Annotated in this window: 16 protein-coding genes; 7 read left to right on the top strand and 9 right to left on the bottom strand. The window is 69.5% G+C overall.

Going from position 1 to position 16,993, the window contains the following annotated elements; genetic code table 11:
- The first annotated feature begins 172 nt into the window (after positions 1 to 172).
- The 3 genes from ASG62_RS07555 (at position 173) to ASG62_RS07545 (ending at position 4,066) form a co-directional block, all read left to right on the top strand.
- Entirely contained in the window at positions 173 to 1,039 is an 867-nt protein-coding gene (locus ASG62_RS07555; protein WP_056695288.1) for a phosphatase PAP2 family protein, read from the top strand.
- Between the two features lie 112 nt (positions 1,040 to 1,151).
- Positions 1,152 to 2,372 (top strand): argininosuccinate synthase, encoded by a 1,221-nt coding sequence (locus ASG62_RS07550; protein WP_056695286.1) that lies wholly within the window; start codon positions 1,152 to 1,154, stop codon positions 2,370 to 2,372.
- A 107-nt stretch (positions 2,373 to 2,479) separates the two neighbouring features.
- Positions 2,480 to 4,066, top strand: a complete 1,587-nt coding sequence (locus ASG62_RS07545) for an alkaline phosphatase D family protein (protein WP_056695284.1) — start codon at positions 2,480 to 2,482, stop codon at positions 4,064 to 4,066.
- 97 nt (positions 4,067 to 4,163) lie between these two features.
- On the opposite strand, the gene leuD is transcribed toward ASG62_RS07545, so the two are convergent.
- Complete coding sequence (gene leuD / locus ASG62_RS07540) at positions 4,164 to 4,769, bottom strand: 3-isopropylmalate dehydratase small subunit (protein WP_056695282.1); 606 nt, start codon at positions 4,767 to 4,769, stop codon at positions 4,164 to 4,166.
- 164 nt (positions 4,770 to 4,933) lie between these two features.
- Here leuD and ASG62_RS07535 point away from each other — a divergent pair, with 164 nt between their 5' ends.
- Together ASG62_RS07535 and ASG62_RS07530 are read left to right on the top strand one after the other, a co-directional pair.
- The gene (locus tag ASG62_RS07535; protein ID WP_056695341.1) at positions 4,934 to 5,812 is read left to right on the top strand and encodes an HpcH/HpaI aldolase/citrate lyase family protein; all 879 of its coding nucleotides are present in this window, start codon (positions 4,934 to 4,936) and stop codon (positions 5,810 to 5,812) included.
- Positions 5,802 to 6,473 (top strand): TIGR02117 family protein, encoded by a 672-nt coding sequence (locus ASG62_RS07530; RefSeq protein WP_056695279.1) that lies wholly within the window; start codon positions 5,802 to 5,804, stop codon positions 6,471 to 6,473. Before ASG62_RS07535 ends, ASG62_RS07530 begins: the two co-directional genes overlap by 11 nt.
- 19 nt (positions 6,474 to 6,492) lie before the next feature.
- On the opposite strand, the gene ASG62_RS07525 is transcribed toward ASG62_RS07530, so the two are convergent.
- A complete protein-coding gene (locus ASG62_RS07525; RefSeq protein ID WP_056695278.1) occupies positions 6,493 to 6,915 on the bottom strand; it encodes a metallopeptidase family protein in 423 nt (140 codons plus the stop codon).
- A gap of 326 nt (positions 6,916 to 7,241) precedes the next feature.
- Here ASG62_RS07525 and ASG62_RS27530 point away from each other — a divergent pair, with 326 nt between their 5' ends.
- Both ASG62_RS27530 and ASG62_RS07515 read left to right on the top strand, forming a co-directional pair.
- On the top strand, positions 7,242 to 8,249 hold the full coding sequence (locus tag ASG62_RS27530; protein ID WP_056695276.1) for a hypothetical protein: 1,008 nt from the start codon (positions 7,242 to 7,244) through the stop codon (positions 8,247 to 8,249).
- A 25-nt stretch (positions 8,250 to 8,274) separates the two neighbouring features.
- On the top strand, positions 8,275 to 9,783 hold the full coding sequence (locus tag ASG62_RS07515; RefSeq protein WP_056695274.1) for a Y-family DNA polymerase: 1,509 nt from the start codon (positions 8,275 to 8,277) through the stop codon (positions 9,781 to 9,783).
- Between the two features lie 116 nt (positions 9,784 to 9,899).
- Here ASG62_RS07515 and ASG62_RS07510 read toward each other — a convergent pair whose 3' ends face one another.
- The 7 genes from ASG62_RS07510 to ASG62_RS07480 form a co-directional block, all read right to left on the bottom strand.
- Complete coding sequence (locus ASG62_RS07510) at positions 9,900 to 10,979, bottom strand: ABC transporter ATP-binding protein (protein ID WP_056695273.1); 1,080 nt, start codon at positions 10,977 to 10,979, stop codon at positions 9,900 to 9,902.
- Between the two features lie 66 nt (positions 10,980 to 11,045).
- The gene (locus ASG62_RS07505) at positions 11,046 to 11,996 is read right to left on the bottom strand and encodes an SIS domain-containing protein (RefSeq protein WP_056695271.1); all 951 of its coding nucleotides are present in this window, start codon (positions 11,994 to 11,996) and stop codon (positions 11,046 to 11,048) included.
- A gap of 20 nt (positions 11,997 to 12,016) precedes the next feature.
- Positions 12,017 to 12,898: a carbohydrate ABC transporter permease gene (locus tag ASG62_RS07500; protein ID WP_244487593.1), complete on the bottom strand. Its 882-nt coding sequence runs from the start codon at positions 12,896 to 12,898 to the stop codon at positions 12,017 to 12,019.
- On the bottom strand, positions 12,895 to 13,812 hold the full coding sequence (locus ASG62_RS07495) for a carbohydrate ABC transporter permease (protein ID WP_056695269.1): 918 nt from the start codon (positions 13,810 to 13,812) through the stop codon (positions 12,895 to 12,897). The genes ASG62_RS07500 and ASG62_RS07495 overlap by 4 nt, the downstream gene beginning before the upstream one ends.
- Before the next feature lie 25 nt (positions 13,813 to 13,837).
- Positions 13,838 to 15,100, bottom strand: coding sequence for an extracellular solute-binding protein (locus ASG62_RS07490; RefSeq protein WP_056695268.1), 1,263 nt, complete (start codon positions 15,098 to 15,100; stop codon positions 13,838 to 13,840).
- A 15-nt stretch (positions 15,101 to 15,115) separates the two neighbouring features.
- Positions 15,116 to 16,075: an N-acetylglucosamine kinase gene (locus ASG62_RS07485; RefSeq protein ID WP_056695266.1), complete on the bottom strand. Its 960-nt coding sequence runs from the start codon at positions 16,073 to 16,075 to the stop codon at positions 15,116 to 15,118.
- On the bottom strand, positions 16,075 to 16,884 hold the full coding sequence (locus tag ASG62_RS07480; protein ID WP_056695264.1) for a DeoR/GlpR family DNA-binding transcription regulator: 810 nt from the start codon (positions 16,882 to 16,884) through the stop codon (positions 16,075 to 16,077). The genes ASG62_RS07485 and ASG62_RS07480 overlap by 1 nt, the downstream gene beginning before the upstream one ends.
- Positions 16,885 to 16,993 lie beyond the last annotated feature (109 nt).

Genomic DNA, 16,993 nt, shown 5'->3' with positions numbered 1-16,993 from the left:
GATAGACCCGCAGAGCCTGCCGCGCCAGCCGTTTTCGCTATAGCGCGCGGCCGGGCGCCGATGAAACGTCGCGCCGGCGCCTTTCGATGACGGAACTGTAACCGAGCCATCATGCCCATGTAACCTTAGCCGGCCACAGAGGAGGCGAGCCACCCGATCGGAGCCGCCTCTCATGCCCATCTTCTGGCCGGATGCCGCCTCCGTCCGTGCACGCCGCGCCTTGGCTCGCCTCGCCTCGCCCCCGCGCGGGCGGCCGGTTCCGGCGCCCCGGATGGATGCGGCGCCGGCTCGCCTCCTCGCCGAAAGCCCCGCCAACACGCTGGCGCATCTGGCGGCGCTCTTCAGCATTCTCGTCCTTCTCGCCCCCGGCATCGACCTTCTCGTCTCCGGCTGGTTCGTCGGGCCGGACGGCGGCTTTCCCCTGTCGGGCATGGCGTCGCTGATCGCGCTGCGCGATCTCAACCGCATCCTGACGCCCGTCCTGCTCTGGGGTCTCGCCGCGCTGCTTCTGGCGCAAGGGCTCGGCCTGCGCAGGCCCGCGCTGCCGCGCCCCCATGCCGTGCTCTTCGTCCTCGCCTTCTATGCCGCCGGCCCCGGCCTTCTCGTTAACGGCCTGAAGACGCTGGTCGGCCGCGCGCGCCCGCGCGACATCGCCGAATTCGGCGGGGCCGATCTCTTCACGCCGGCCTGGCAGGCCTCCTCCGCCTGCTCGGGCAACTGCTCCTTCCCCTCGGGCGAGGCGGGGTCGGCGCTGGCGATGCTCGCCCTCGTCTTCCTTCTGCCGCCGGCCTCGCGTCGCCCGGCGCTCTACGTCCTCGTGCCCTTCGTCGTCGCCGTCTCGCTGAACCGCATCGCCTTCGGCGCGCATTTCTTCTCCGACGTCGTCCTGTCCTGGCTGCTCTGCGGGGCGGTGATGCTGTCGCTGCGGCCGGTCTTCACCCGGCGGGCGGAGGCGCTCGACGCGGCCGTGACGGGCGGGCTCGCGCGTCTGGCGGCCCGCTGGAGGCGCGGCGCGGCCTTCGGCGCGCGGGCCGCGTGAGCTTGTCCCGCATCGCGAAAGGCTTCCTTCCGCCCCCGCACTTGCTGTAGAGCGCTCTGCGACGCCTTCTCGGCAAGCCCCTCTTCATCAGCGCGTGGGACAGACAAGCGGCATGGCACAGCATCGCGACATCAAGAAAGTGGTCCTCGCCTATTCCGGCGGCCTCGACACCTCGATCATCCTGAAATGGCTGCAGACCGAATATGGCGCGGAGGTCGTGACCTTCACCGCCGATCTCGGCCAGGGCGAGGAGCTGGAGCCCGCGCGCAGGAAGGCCGAGATGCTCGGCATCAAGGAAATCTACATCGAGGACGTGCGCGAGGAGTTCTGCCGCGACTTCGTCTTCCCGATGTTCCGCGCCAATGCCGCCTATGAGGGCGTCTACCTTCTCGGCACCTCGATCGCCCGGCCCCTCATTTCCAAGCGCCTCGTCGAGATCGCGCGCGAGACCGGCGCCGACGCCATCGCCCACGGCGCGACCGGCAAGGGCAACGATCAGGTCCGCTTCGAGCTGTCGGCCTATGCGCTGAACCCGGACATCAAGATCATCGCCCCCTGGCGCGACTGGACCTTCAAGTCCCGCACCGATCTCCTCGACTTTGCCGAGAAGCACCAGATTCCCGTCTCCAAGGACAAGAAGGGCGAGGCGCCCTTCTCGGTCGACGCGAACCTTCTCCACTCCTCCTCCGAAGGAAAGGTGCTGGAGGACCCCGCCGAGGAATCCCCCGCCTACGTCTACCAGCGCACGATCAGCCCGGAGGAGGCGCCGGACAAGGCGACCACGATCGAGATCGGCTTCGAGAAGGGCGATCCCGTCTCGCTCGACGGCAAGAGCCTGAAGCCGCACGAGCTTCTGGCCGCCCTCAACGATCTCGGCCGCGACAACGGCATCGGCCGTCTCGATCTCGTGGAGAACCGCTTCGTCGGCATGAAGTCGCGCGGCGTCTACGAGACGCCGGGCGGCACGATCCTTCTCACCGCGCATCGCGCGATCGAGAGCATCACGCTCGACCGGGGCGCCGCGCATCTCAAGGACGAGCTGATGCCGCGCTATGCCGAGCTGATCTACAACGGCTTCTGGTTCTCGCCCGAGCGCCACATGCTCCAGGCCTTGATCGACAAGAGCCAGGAGCATGTCGAGGGCTCGGTTCGGCTGAAGCTCTACAAGGGCAATGTCATGGTCATCGGCCGCACCAGCCCGAAAAGCCTCTATTCCGACGCGCTCGTCACCTTCGAGGACGACCACGGCGCCTACGACCAGAAGGACGCCGCCGGCTTCATCAAGCTGAACGCGCTGCGCCTTCGCACCCTGGCCAAGCGCGACCGGAGCTGATCCTTCCGCTCGGGGTCCGGCGCGTCATCCCATCGTCGCCGGACCTTCGCCCCCCTGTCATGCACCCAGCTTAGAACGCCTCCAGCCTCAGCCTGCAGGAGCGTTCCATGGCCATCCGCATCTTCGACGACAGCACCACCGTCTCCCGCCGCGCCCTTCTGCGCGGCGCCGCCGGCGGCACGCTGGCTCTGACCGGCGCCCTGGCCCTTCCCGGCTTCTCTCGCGCCAACACGCGGCCGGGCCTGCCGAGCGGCGTGCAGTCCGGCGATATCGGCGCCGATCGCGGCGTGCTCTGGGCGCGCTCGGACCGCCCGGCCCGCGCCCATTTCGAATGGTCGACGACCGAGTCCTTCTCCGACGTCACCCGCCTTCCCGCGCTCGATGCCCTGCCCGACACCGGCCATGCCGTGAAGATTCTCGCAGAGGGGCTGCCCGCCGACCAGGACATCTTCTGGCGCGTCGCCATGACCGATCTCTCCGACGTCAATGCCGTGTCGGAGCCGGCCATCGGCCATTTCCGCACCGCGCCGACGCAGAAGCGCGACATCTCCTTCACCTGGAGCGGCGACACGGCAGGCCAGGGCTGGGGCATCGACGAAGCGCGCGGCGGCATGCGCATCTACGACACGATGCTGAAGCACCGGCCCGACTTCTTCATCCATTCCGGCGACACGATTTATGCGGACGGGCCGATCAAGGAGAGCGTCGACCTGCCCGACGGCACCGTCTGGAAGAACGTCGTGACGGCGGAGAAGTCCAAGGTCGCCGAGACGCTTGAGGAGTTCCGCGGAAACTACCTCTACAATCTGATGGACACGAACCTTCGCGCCTTCAACGCGGCCGTGCCCATGCTCGCCCAGTGGGACGACCACGAGGTCACGAACAACTGGTCGAGCTCCAAGGTCCTCGGCGAGGCCTATGACGAGAAGTCGATCGAGCTTCTCTCGGCTCGCGCCATGCGCGCCTTCCACGAGATGATGCCGATCGCAGCCTCGCTCGGCGAGCCGCAGCGCGTCTATCGCAAGGTCGCCTACGGCCCGCTGCTCGACGTCTTCTTCCTCGACATGCGCACCTATCGCGGCCCGAACGGCGCCAATCTCGAAACCGACATTGGAACCGACAGCGTTTTCCTCGGGGCCGACCAGATCGCCTGGCTGGAGCGCGAGCTGAAGGCGTCCCAGGCGACCTGGAAGGTGATCGCCGCCGACATGCCGCTCGGCCTCGTCGTCTGGGACAATGCCAAGGAGAAGAAGGGTTTCGAGGCCGTTGCCAACAACGAGCCGGGCAAGCCGCTCGGCCGCGAGCTGGAATTCGCCGCCCTTCTGAAGTTCATTAAGGACGCCGCGATCCGCAACACGGTCTGGCTCACCGCGGACGTGCACTACACCGCCGCCCATTACTACAATCCCGAAAAGGCCGCCTTCCAGGATTTCGAGCCCTTCTGGGAGTTCGTCTCCGGCCCGCTCCATTCCGGCACGTTCGGCCCCGGCGATCTCGACCAGACCTTCGGCCCCGAGCTTCGCTACGTGAAGGCCCCGACCAAGGAGCAGGGCCAGAACACCTCGCCGGCCGCCGGTCTCCAGTTCTTCGGCCATGTCGCCATCGCGGCGGACACCGAGATCATGACGGTGACGCTGCGCGACGTGGCCGATGCCGAACTCTTCCAGGTCGCGCTGGAACCCAAGCGCGCCTGATCGCACATTTAAAAAGGGCAGGCGCCGGGTCGCGGCACCTGCCCTTCGAAGGGTGGACGGCTTTACTCGAACATCACGCCCGCAGCGATCCGGGCGCTCACGCCCAGGGGCGGCTCTCCGAGAGCTTGGCCTCGTAGGCGGAAATTCCCGCCTCCTTCTCCATCGTCAGGCCGATATCGTCGAGTCCGTTGATGAGGCAGTGCTTGCGGAAGGGGTCGATGTCGAAATGGAGCGTGCCGCCGTCGGGGCCGCGGATTTCCTGGGCTTCGAGGTCGATCGAGACGCGCGCGTTCGCGCCGCGCTCGGCATCGTCCATCAGAAGCGCCAGCGCTTCCGGCGAGACGCGGATGGGCAGGATGCCGTTCTTGAAGCAGTTGTTGTAGAAGATGTCGGCGAAGGACGTGGAGATCACGCAGCGGATGCCGAAGTCGAGCAGCGCCCAGGGCGCGTGCTCGCGGCTCGAGCCGCAGCCGAAATTGTCGCCGACGACGAGGATCTCAGCGCCTTTGTAAGCCGGCTTGTTCAGAACGAAGTCCGGATTGTCCGAGCCGTCGTCCTTGTAGCGCAGCTCCGCGAAGAGGCCCTTGCCGAGACCCGTGCGCTCGATCGTCTTCAGATAGTCCTTCGGGATGATCATGTCGGTGTCGATGTTGACGATCGGCATGGGCGCGGCGATGCCGGTGAGCTTGTCGAACTTCTGCATGGAAATCCCTCGCGAGGGTTTGGGCGCGGACAGGGAAGCCGCGCTCGTCGGATGGGCCGTTCGCCGTTCCATACCACTCCGGCTCCCCCGCGAAAACCATCTTGCCGCAGGGCGTTCCGGGGCCGGAGATTGTGCCGCGCGCCGTCTTGCGGCACCAAGGAGGCATGATCGCCCCACGCCGCCGCCGCACCGTCCTCTTCGTTCCCGCCGCCAATCAGCGCGCGCTCGCCAAATCCGCGGGCCTTCCCGCCGACGTCCTGATCTTCGATCTCGAGGATTCCGCCGGTCCCGACGAGAAGGATGCGGCGCGCGAGCGCCTGCGCGATCATCTGACGGGCCTTCCCCCCGGCGGGCCCGAGCGCGTCGTGCGCATCAACCCGCTGGAGAGCCCCCACGGCACCGAAGACCTCCTGATGGCGCGCGCGGTCTTTCCCGATGCGATCCTCCTGCCGAAGGTGGAGAGCGCCGGGACGCTGCGCGATGTCTCGCAGGCTCTGGCCGAGACCGATCCACCGAGGCCCCTGCCGCTCTGGGCGATGATCGAGACGCCGAGGGGGCTTCTGGCCGCGCCCGAAATCGCGCGCGAGGGCGCCGGCCTGTCCGCGCCGCTTGAGGCCCTCGTTGTCGGACCGAACGATCTCGTCGCCACGCTCGGCCTTCGCCTGTCGCCGGGCCGGCCGGAGCTCGTGCCCTATCTGTCCGGCGTCGTCCTCGCCGCAAGGGCCCATGGGCTCGATGCGCTCGACGGCGTCTTCAACCGGCTGGACGACGATGCTGCGCTCGAAGCCGAGGCGCTTCAGGCGCGCGGTCTCGGCTTTGCCGGCAAGACGCTGATCCATCCCGGCCAGATCGCCCCGACGCTTCGCGGCTTCGCGCCGACGCCGGCGGAGATCGCGGAGGCCCGCGCCATCGTCGCCGCCTTCGCCGAGCCGGACGTGGCGGCACGCGGCGTCGTCGAGGTCGGCGGGCGCATGGCCGAGCGGATGCATCTCGACGCGGCGCGGCGCCTCCTCGAGGAGACGGCCGGTCCGGATGCGCACTAGGATCGGCCTCGCCGCCGCCGCCCTCACCCTCGCCCTTGCCCTGGCGCTCGGGACGCTGATCCGCCTCGGCCCGTCCGGCCCGCCCGCGCAAGGGAGCGGTGCCCACCACATCCTCGTTCTCGCCAACGCCATCCACACCGACATCGCCCTGCCCGTCGATGCCGCGCTCCTTGCCCGCTTCGCCTTCCTCCAGGCGGCGGGCCTGCCGGCCGAGCGCGCGGACTGGCTGCTCGTCGGGCGCGGGGGACGAAGCTTCTACGTGGAGACGCCGACCTGGAGCGACCTTCGCCCCTGGCCCGTCGTGAAGTCCTTCACGCTGGACGATGCGGTCATGCATGTCGGCCTCGCCGGCCCGCTGCGCGAGGAGGACAAGGACACCAGCGCCTTCACCCTCGACGATGCCGCCTACGAGGCCCTCCTGTCCGCGATCGAGGAGAGCTTCGCCGCAACGACGCCGATTCCGGGCGCGGGCTACGGCCCCTACGACCGCTTCTTCGAGGCGACCGGCCGGTTCAACGCCGTGGCCGGCTGCAATGTCTGGACCGCCGCCACCCTGCGCCGGGCCGGCATCGCGACGGGCCTCTGGACGCCCTTGCCCCAGCTGCTGCGCTGGTCGCTGGAGCTCCATGGCGGCGAGGCGAGCGGCTCCCCCGGCCCCTGACGGACCGGGAGACGACGGGTCAGGAGACTTCGGCCTCCAGGGTCTCCATGTCGTCGTCGGACAGGCCGAAATGGTGGCCGATCTCGTGGATCAGGACATGGGAGACGAGCGTGCCGAGGCTTTCCTCGTGCTCGGCCCAATAGTCCAGCATGGGGCGGCGATAGAGAAGGATGCGATTGGGCAGCTGGCCCGTCATCGACACGTCGAAATCGGCGACCGGCTGGCCCTCGAACAGGCCGAGAATGTCGAAGGCGCTGTCGAGCCCCATCTCCTCGACGACGGACTCCTCGGGGAAATCCGCGACGAGGAACCGGATCTCGCCGCAGAGCGCCCGAAAGGAGGCGGGCAGGCCCGCATAGGCTTCCAGCGCCAGCGCCTCGATCTCGTCGAGGCTCGGCGCCATGCGCCGGGCCCAGTCGCCGCTCTGATCCAGCTTCGCCACGCTTGAAGATCTCCCTCGTTCCGCGGCCGAGAGATAAGGCGTGCGGAGGGAAACGGATAGGGGGCGCAAGAGCGCGCAATCCCCAGGCCCGGCAGGCCCTCGCCATCCGCAAGGGGGGCGGCGAACGAAATCCCCGTTCTTTTCGTTCCCCGGAAAGAGGAAAATAATCACAGGATGGGATTGCTTGACTCTCTCTCCCGGGTCTGGAATCCATAAGAACATATCACGAACAATCCTCTCCGGGAGAGAGGACGGACCGAGCCTGGACCCCCTCCGGCGCGCGACCGGCCAGCGCATGCCGCAGCGCATGTTTCAAGGAGAGCACCATGGCGGGAACGGGAGGGAGAGGGCCGATCGAGGCCGGGCCGGAACGTCCCGCGACGGCGCTCGGGACATCCGCCGTCCGGGCCTCGGTCCCCTCGCCCCGGGGCGAGGCGCCGCCGCGTCCGGGCGAAGGGCGGCCCGATCTCCAGGCGCTTCGCGAACGCGTGGCCGCCATCGCCGGCACCGGCCTCCATCGGCTGGAAGCGGCGGCAGAGGTCGCAAAGCCCCGCGCCGCAGGCTTCGCCGAGAGCCTCTCCGCCGAGGGCCTCACCGAGATCCACGCCGACGAGACGCGCGGCGGCGGCAGCGCGGCGGGTCTCGTCCTGGCGCTCGCCACCCGTCTCGGCGCCTCCCCGCGCCGGCCGCTCCTCTGGATCTCGCAGGGCTTCGGCCTGCACGAGGCCGGCCGGCTCTATGCGCCGGGCCTCCATGCCTTCGGCTTCGACCCCTGCGGTCTCCTGCAGGTCGAGACCGGCCGCCTCGACGAGGCGGTCTGGGCGGCGGAGGAGGCGGCCCGGTCGGGCGCGCTCGCCTGCGCCGTGCTGGAGGTGCGGGGCAATCCCGGCAAGCTCGCTTTGGACGGCACGCGCCGGCTCCATGTCCGCGCGCGGGAGGCGGGCGTGCCGCTCTTCCTCCTGCGCCAGGGCGCGGTTCCCGAGCCGACCGCCGCGCCCTTGCGCCTTCGCGTCGAGGGCCGGCCGGCCAGGGGCGTTTCGGCGCTCGGCCCGGCCGGCGAGCGCCTCATCGGTCATCCCGTCTTTTCCGTCGCCGTCGAAAAATCGCGGGACGGCCGGGCCCATCGTCTTCTCTTGGAGTGGAATCCCCATGACCGTCGCCTCCAGACCGTCGAGCCCCGGCCGCTACCTGTCGCTGCGCTTCCCCTATCTTCCCACCGACCGGACCCTTCGCGAGAGGGCGCGCAGGAACCTGCGGGACGGCGGCCGGGAGAGCGGGCCCCAGAACGGGCCCCAGAACGGGCCGACGTCCTCCCGCTCCGCCGGGCATCCTGAAAGGGCCGCCCCGCTCGCCCTCTTCATGGATCAGGCCGGCGCGCTCCGCCTCTCCGCCCTCAACCCCGAGGCCGAGGCGCTCGGCCTGTCGCGGGGTCTCGGCGTCGCGGAAGCCCGCGCCCGCCATCCCGGCCTCGACCTCGCCAAGGCCGATCCCGACGCCGATGCGGGCCTGCTCGAAGCGCTGGCGGAGGCCTGCGACCGCTACACGCCGCTCGTCGCGCTCGATGCGCCGGCCGGCCTCGTCCTCGACATTTCCGGCTGCGCCCATCTCTTCGGCGGCGAGGCCGCGATGATGGCGACGGTCCTGAAGCGGTTTCGCGGGCAAGGCTTTGCGGCCGAGGCCGCCATCGCCTCCCATCCCGGCACCGCCGCCGCGCTCCTGCACGGCGGCGCTTCCGGCACGATCGCGGAAGCGGGCGAGGAGGAGACGCGCCTCGCCCCGCTGCCGCTCGCCGCCCTCCGGCTGGATGGGGAAACGCAGGCGCTTCTCGCCCGCCTCGGCCTGAAGCGCATCGCCGATCTTCTCGTCCTGCCGCGCAACGGGCTCGTCCGGCGCGTCGGCGAGCGCCCCGTTCGCCGGCTCGACGAGGCGCTCGGCCGGGCCCGGCGCCCGATCGAGCCGCGCCGCCCCGTGCCGCTTCTTCTCGCCGAGCGCCGCTTCGCCGAGCCGATCGTCGAGACGGGAGATGTCGAGCGCATCATCGCCTTCCTCGCGGAGCGGCTGCGCGCCTCGCTGGAGCGCGAGGGCAAGGGCGCGAGACGCCTCGAACTCTCGCTCTTTCGCATGGACGGCCGGGTGGAGCGCCTGAGGGTCGCAGCCTCCGTTCCCCTGCGCGCGCCCGAGCGCATCCTGGCGCTCTTCCGCGAACGGCTGAAGGGCGCCGGCGACGAGCTCGACGCCGGCTACGGCTACGATCTCGTGCGCCTCGCCGTCACCGAGGCCGAGGCCATGGCGGAGCGGCAGGAGGATCTTTCGGGAGAGACGGCCGGGGCCGGCGATCTCGAAACGCTGATCGACCGGATCGGCGCGCGGCTCGGCTCCGGCGCCGTGCAGCGCCTGGAAAACCGCGAGAGCCATTGGCCCGAGCGCGCCGCGCGCTGCCGGCCCGCCACCGAACCGGCGCCCGCCGAACCGCGGGGGATCTCACAGCGGGGAGCCGCGCCCGAGTCCAGCAAAGCCGAGGCCGAGGCCGAAGCCCACGCCCACGCCGCCCCGACGCTGCTGCGCCCCTTGCGCCTTCTCGAACGGCCCGAACCGGTGGAGGCGAGCTTCGAGGTGCCGGACGGCGTGCCTATGCAGTTCCGCTGGCGCCGGGCGCTGCATGTCGTCCGGCGGTTCGAGGGCCCCGAACGCATCGCGCCGGAATGGTGGCGCATGGACGAAGCGCGCACGCGCGACTATTTCCGCGTGGAGGACGACGGCGGCCGACGCTTCTGGCTCTTCCGCCGCGGCTTCCACGGCGAAGCCCTCCCCGACAACGTCCCCCCTGAAGCCCTCGCCACCTGGTTCCTCCACGGCATCTTCGCCTGAGCCCGACCCTCGCCCCGGCCGGCCCAAGCGTTTGAGGGAATGCGCGCTTGGCGCAAGGCGCGCGCTCCGTCCGCCGACATCACGGTGAGACGGCGTCGGGAGCAGGCCCTCGGCCCCTATGACAGACGCCGACCGGACCCGGCGTCGAAGACGTGCATCTCGCCGGGCATCGGAGACACGAAGAAGCTGTCTCCCGTCTTGTGGTTCGAGCGGCCGTGAACGGCGACGACGACGGGCTGGCCGGCGATGCGGCCGTAGAGATGCGACTCGGCGCCCGTCGGCTCGACGAGATCGATCGTCAGCGGCAGCCCCGTTTCCGCCGAGCCCGCGGAGGCGAGATCGGCGTCTTCGGGCCGGATGCCGCAGACGACGGCGGTCCCCGATGCGGCACCGACCTCGCGGTCGAGCGCGATGCGGGTCGGCCCGATCCGGACGAAGGCGCGGCCGCCGTCCCGCAGCAGCGTGCCTTGGAGGAGGTTCATCGTCGGAGAGCCGATGAAGGACGCGACGAAGAGGTTGTCCGGCCGGTCGTAGAGGTCGAGCGGCGTGCCGATCTGCTCGATCCGCCCGCCGTTCATGATGACGATCCGATCCGACATGGTCATGGCCTCGATCTGGTCGTGAGTGACGTAGATCGACGTGGTGCCGAGACGCTTCTGCAGCGACTTGATCTCGACCCTCATCTGCACCCGCAGCTTGGCGTCGAGATTGGAGAGCGGCTCGTCGAACAGGAAGACCTGCGGCTGGCGCACGATGGCCCGTCCCATCGCGACGCGCTGGCGCTGCCCGCCGGAAAGCGCCCGCGGCAGGCGGTCGAGATAGGGTGCAAGGCCGAGCAGATCCGCCGCCGCCTCGACCGCCTTGCGCGTCTCGGCCTTGGAGACGTTCCGCAGCCGCAGCGAGAAGCCCATATTGTCGGCGACGGTAAGATGGGGATAGAGCGCGTAGTTCTGGAAGACCATGGCGATGTCGCGGTCCTTCGGCGCGACGTCGTTGATCACCCGGGAGCCGAGCGAGACCGTGCCCGCGTCGATCTCCTCGAGGCCGGCGATCATGCGCAGGAGCGTCGACTTTCCACAGCCGGACGCCCCGATCAGCGAGACGAACTCGCCGTCGGCGACCGACAGGCTGACGCCGTGGATGACCGGAAGGATGCCGTAGGCCTTCTGCACGTCGCGGATGTCGACTGTCGCCATGGATCTCTTTCGCTTCCAGACTGCGCGCGCCGCGGCATGCGGCGAGCCGATGACCGATGCGGCCGTTCAGGCGAGGACGACGACCTTGCTGAGATGGCGCGGCGCTTCGGTGTCGGCGCCGCGCATCTCCGCGACGCGCTCGCCGAGGATCTGCAGCGCGGGCAGCACCGCCAGCGCGCGCGCCTCGTTGCCGGCGGGCACGTCGAGCGACAGATCGCCCGGACCGCCGAAGGCGAGGACGAAGGCGCCCTTGTCGCGAACGTCCCGGATCACGCCGGCCTCCTCCGCCGCCGTGTCCTCGTTGTAGAGGGCGACGACGAAGGTCGCGTCGTCGACGAGGCTGATCGGGCCGTGCCGGTATTCCATCGGGTGGAAGGCCTGCGAGTAGCTGAGGCTCATCTCCTGCAGCTTCAGCGCGCCCTCGGTCGCGAGCCCGTAGAGCGCGCCGGAGCCGAGATAGACGAAATGCGAACGGCCCTGGATGATGCGGGAGAGATCCCGGTCCGCCGTCTCCATGAGCCTCTCGGCCGCATCGGCGATGTCCGCGTCGAAGACGATGCCGGCCATGCGCAAGCCGATCAGCAGCATGAGGCTCGCCGAGGAGGTCATCACGATGCCTTCGGCCGGATGCGTCGGGGCGAAGACCACCGTTTCGGCCGCGCGGGCGATCGAGCTGCCCTCGGCGCAGGTGATGGCGATCGTGCGCAGGCCGGCCTTCCGGCTCGTCTCCACCGCCTGCACCGTCTCGCTGGATTCGCCGCTGCGCGACAGGGCGATGACGGTGACGTCCTCTCCAGCGGGGTAGCTGTCGCGATGGCGCGACCATTCCGCGCCCGGCACCGCGATCGCCCGATGGCCGCGCCGGTTGAAGGTCGCGGCGATGCTGAGCGCGAGGTAGTAGGACGTGCCGCATCCGACGACGACGTTGAGGCCGGCGCCGGGGGCGGGAAGCGCGATGTCGAGCGCTCCGGTCCAGAAGGGGAACTGTTCGCGGATCACGCGTTCGGTGACGTTCATGGTCGGTCCTTGAGGTAAGCCTATTTGCTCGCACCGGCCATCAGGCCGCTGACGAGGTAGCGATTGAGGAAGAGGACGAGCAGCGCGGGGGGCACGATGGCGAGGATGCCGGCGGCGTTCATCAGCCCGTAGTCGACGTAGTTGCGCGTGACGAATTCCGGGATCAGGACCGTCAGGGGCTTGGTCGCCAGCGTCGGCGAGAAGACGAGCGGCACCATGAACTGGCCCCAGGCGCTGAGGAAGGTGAGGATCGAGGCCGCGATGAGGCCGGGCGCGGCGAGCGGCAGGACGATCCGGATCAGCGTGTAGGTGCGGCCGGCGCCGTCGAGCCAGGCCGCCTCCTCCAGCGACAGCGGCAGCGACTGGTAGACGCTGCGCATCAGCCACAGCGCCAGCGGCAGGAAGGCCGAGACGTAGATCAGCGTCACGCCGAGATAGGTGTCGATGAGCCCGAGCGCGATCATCAGCCGGTAGAGCGGGATCATCACGGTATAGGCGGGGATCGCGAGGGTCGCGACCACGAGGACGAAGAGGAGGTTGCGGCCGGGAAACCGCAGCCGCACGAAGGCATAGCCCCCGAAGGCCGCCAGCACGATCGTCACGACGGTCGAGGCGAGGGAGGTGACGAGGCTGTTGACGAAGGCGGCCGAGACCTGCGGCCAGATCGACTGCGTCTGGTTGCCCTGCGAGGTGCTGGTCGCCCCGAAGAGCTTGGCATAGTGCTCCAGCGTGACGTTCGGCGGCCAGAAGTGCGGGATGCGCGAGACGAGGTCGGCCGGGGTCGTCAGGCTGGTGACGAGCGCCCAGTAGATCGGCCCGAGCGACCAGACGAGAAGCGCGAGGACGGCGACGGCGATGCCGAGGCGGCCGGCGAGGCGGGAGAGACCGAGGCGGCTCATCATTCGAACCGCGTTTCGCGGTAGACCCGCAGCACGTAGACGAGCGACACGAGAAGCGAGGCGATCATCGCCAGCACCGACAGGGCCATGCCGAGCGAGAACTTCAGGTTCTGGAAGGCCGACATGTAGACCTGGATGATCACCGTGCGCGTATCGAGGCTGCTGCCGGCGAGAATCCAGGCCTCGTCGAAGAGGTTGAAGGCGAAGACCGTGGACTGGCTGAGCGCGATCGCGATGCCGCCGCTGATCAGGGGCAGCGTCACCATGCGGAACGCCTTGATCGGCCCCGCGCCGTCGAGCTTGGCGGCCTCGTAGAGCTCTTTGGGAATGCTCTGGAGCGCGGCGAGAAGGATGATCGCCGTCAGGGGCAGCATGCGCCAGACATGGACGAGGGCGATCAGGAACAGCGCCGTGGTGCGGTCGTTGAACCAGACCTTGTTCGTCTCGATGATGCCCAGACTCTGCAGCACGGAGTTCAGGAGCCCGACGCTCGGATTGTAGATCCAGAGCCAGACCAGCGCGTTGACCACGGGCGGAAGGCACCAGGGCAGGACGAGCGCGGCCAGGAGCCAGCGCCGCCCGGTCCGGACGCGGTTCAGAAGCAGCGCCGCGCCGAGGCCGCCGATCGCCTGCAGCAGGACGGCGATGACGACGTAGACGAGGGTGTTGAACCAGGCCTGCCGGACATTGGCGTCGCCCGCCAGGGTCGTGTAGTTGCCAAGGCCCACGAAGGGCGTGCCGGCCCGCATCGGATCGATGCGGTACAGGCTGTCGACGAGGGTGCTGATCACGGGCAGGAACACCAGCCCGCCCATGATCGCGATGATGGGGACGACGAAGGCGAGGCCGAGCCATGCCTCGCCGCCGAGCCGGCCGGTCCGGCCGGGGGGCCGCCCGGCGAGCGGTGTCGCTGTCATGGTCGCTCTCCCTCGCCGGACCGCCCTACTGCTGCGCGTTCTTGGCTTCGGTCGCGATTTGCGCGACCGCTTCGGCGACGGTGATCTGCCCCTTGGCAGCCTGGTTCAGATAGGTCGCGACGGCGCTCGAGAACTCCGGATACCAGCCCGGCGTGCCCTGCTGGAACAGCGGCTCGACGAGGGCGGCCTGCTGCAGGAGCGCGGTGCCGCTCGCAAGCTTGCCCTCGGCGTTGAGCTTCTCGAGCACGCTCGTGCGGGTCGGAAGATTGCCGAGCGCGGTGTAGCTCTGGATCTGGTTCTCCGGCTTCAAGAGCCATTCGATGAAGGCGAGGCCCGCCTCCGGATCGGCCGCGGAGACCGGGATGCCGACGGCGCCGGGCAGGCCGAAGGTGCGCGACGTTCCCGTGGTCGAAGGCAGAAGCGCCGCCTCGACATGGTCCGACACCTGCGACTTCGCCTTGTCGGAATAGACGGCGACGTTGCCCGCCCAGCCGGCGACGTCGAAGGAGATCCGGCCGCTCTTGAACAGCTCCTGGATCTCGACGTCCTTCAGGCCGGTCGAGGCCGGATCGATCAGCCCGGCCTTCAAGGCTTCGACCTCGAACGCCATCGCCTTGTATCCGGCCGAATCCGGCGCGGTGAACTGGGGTTCGAAGGCCGCGTCGAACAGCTCGCCGCCGAACGCCTTGGTCAGGAGATACCAGGCCGTCGCGCTGCCTTCCGTCGCCGAGAGCGGCAGGCCGATCGGAAACTCGGCGATGCCGGCGGCCTTGATCGCCTTGGCGGCGTCGAGAAGCTCCTGCGGCGTCTTCGGCGCGTCCTTGATCCCGGCGCGGGTCAGGTGGTCGCGATTGAGGATCAGGATGCGGAAGTCGTTGTTGTAGGGCACGGCGAGAAGCTCGCCGTCGAACTGGAAGATCTTCGCGGTCGGAAGGTCGGCGAGAAGCGCGGGGTCGACCTTGCCCGAGAGGGGCGCGTACCAGCCGGCCGAGCCGAACTGGCCGACCCACGACCAGTCGACTTCGGTGGCGTTGGCCGGCGCCGTGCCGGCCACCATGGAGGTGACGATCTTGGTGCGGATGTCGTCCCAGCCGAGCGTCTGGGTCTCCAGCGCGATGCCGGTCTCCGCGACGAAGCGGTCGGTCATCTCCTTCGGCAGCGTGCCCCAGGGCGGCAGCAGCACCGAGATCGCCTTGCCGGCGAACGGCTGGGCGTCCTGCGCGAAAGCGGGAAGGCCGAGGACGAACGGCAGGGCGATCGTGGCGGCGAGAAGCGAGCGTCGGTTCATGGCTTTTCCCTTGGGTTACGGTTGCGGCGAAGAGGCGAGGCGGGCGGCAAGACCGGCGGCGAGCCGATCGATCCAGGCATCGTCGGCGGCCCAGCCGGCCCGCCGGGCCGCCCGGAGAAGCGCCCCGCCGACGGGCGGCAGCCGGGGCGGCACGGGCGGACGGCCGAGATGTCGCGTGACGGCGGCGAGGAACGTCGGGCTGGCGAAGACCCCGCCGGCATAGGTCCAGATCATCGGGCGATCCGCGTCGACCTGTCGCCAGGCGGCCGTCGCATGCGCGGCCAGATGGGCAGCGGCAGCCTCGATCAGACGGGCCGCATCGGGATCGCCGGCTTCGCAGAGCGCCGACACGTACCGGGCCAGCGCGGCGAAACTCGCCCGGCGGTTCTGCAGCGAGGAGGCCCAGGGCATGATCTCGTGCGGGGCGAGGTCGAGGCTTCCAATGAGAGCCTCGGCGAACGGCAGGGCGTCGCTTCGCCCGTCGAGGGCTCGCGTGGCGAGGCCGAGGGCCTCGCGCCCGATCCAGAAGGCGCTGCCTTCGTCGCCGAAGGCCTCGCCCCAACCGCCGACGCGCACCTGCGGCGCATCCGGGCCGCCGCCGCTCGCCCATGCCATGGAACCGGTGCCCGCCAGAAGGAGCACGCCCCCGGCCCCCGCCAGAGCGCCGTCGAAGGCGATGCGCACGTCGTTGTCGACGACGGCACCCTCGCCCGCCAGCGCGGACGCGACGCTTTCCTGATGGGCGCTCTGGCTCTCGATCTCGCCATGGGAGGACAGGCCGAAGACCGCCGCTTCGATCTCCAGGGAGGAGGTCCGGGCGGCGACCATCATGTCGCGCAGCAGGATGCCCCAGTCGGGATCCGCGGCGGGATCGGTGCCGGCGCCCCGTTCGAAGGCGACGATCTCGCCGCCGCGTGTCGCCACGGCGAGAAGTGTCTTGCTGCCGCCGCCGTCGACGCCGAGGATCAGCCCCATCACCCCTCGCCCTCCAGCGCGGTCGCCGCCGGAACCGCGATCGGCGCGGGTGCGATCGTCGTCTCGCACGGGATTTCGCCGAGCTTTCGACGCCACGAAGCCGACAGGGCCTCGTCCGTCACGATGCGCATCGAGGGCCCGAGCGGCGTCACGAGATAGGTCAGGCGCCGGTCGAACTTCGACGCGTCGGCGAGCAGCACGGTCTCGGCCGAGCGCGCCATCATCATCTCGTTCAATCGCGCCTCGCTGGCGTCGAGACTGTAGAGCCGGCGGTCGTCGCCGATGGCGCCGGCGCCGAGGAAGAGCTGGTCGAACCAGAGCCGGTCGATCATCGCCTCCGCCGCCGCTCCGACCATCGAGGCGTTCTCGGCCCGGAGCTTGCCGCCGATCACCGTCACCGACAGGCCGGGCACTTCCATCAGGGTCTGCGCGACCACGATCCCGTTGGTGAAGACGGAAAGCGGCATCGGATCGAGACGGAGACGACGGGCGAGTTGCAGAACGGTCGTGCCGGCGTCGAGAAAGACCGAGCTGTAGGGCCTCAGCATCTCGAAGGCGATGTCGGCGATGGCGCGCTTGGCCGCGAGATTCTCCTGCTCCCGCAAGGCGAAGGCGACTTCGACGCCGCTCGAGCTGGAGATGCGGGCTCCGCCATGGGTGCGGGCGATGACGCCCTCGGCCTCCAGCACCATGAGGTCGCGACGGATGGTGGCGAGCGAGGCGCCCACGGCGTCCGCGATCGCCTGAACCGAGCTGAAGCCATGCGAATAGAGGTGCTGGCGAATGGCCGTCAGCCGGTCGTCCTTCATCGCCGTCCTCCGGGGAAACAGGGCATGCCGCGAACCTCGTTCTCGAGCACCCGAGCCGATCAACGCCGTCACGTCGATCGGCTCGACCCAACATCGAGCGCAATTCGAT

It is taken from the genome of Aureimonas sp. Leaf427 (genome assembly GCF_001425485.1).
GTDB lineage: Bacteria > Pseudomonadota > Alphaproteobacteria > Rhizobiales > Rhizobiaceae > Plantimonas.
This window is presented reverse-complemented; position numbering and strand designations above follow the sequence as displayed.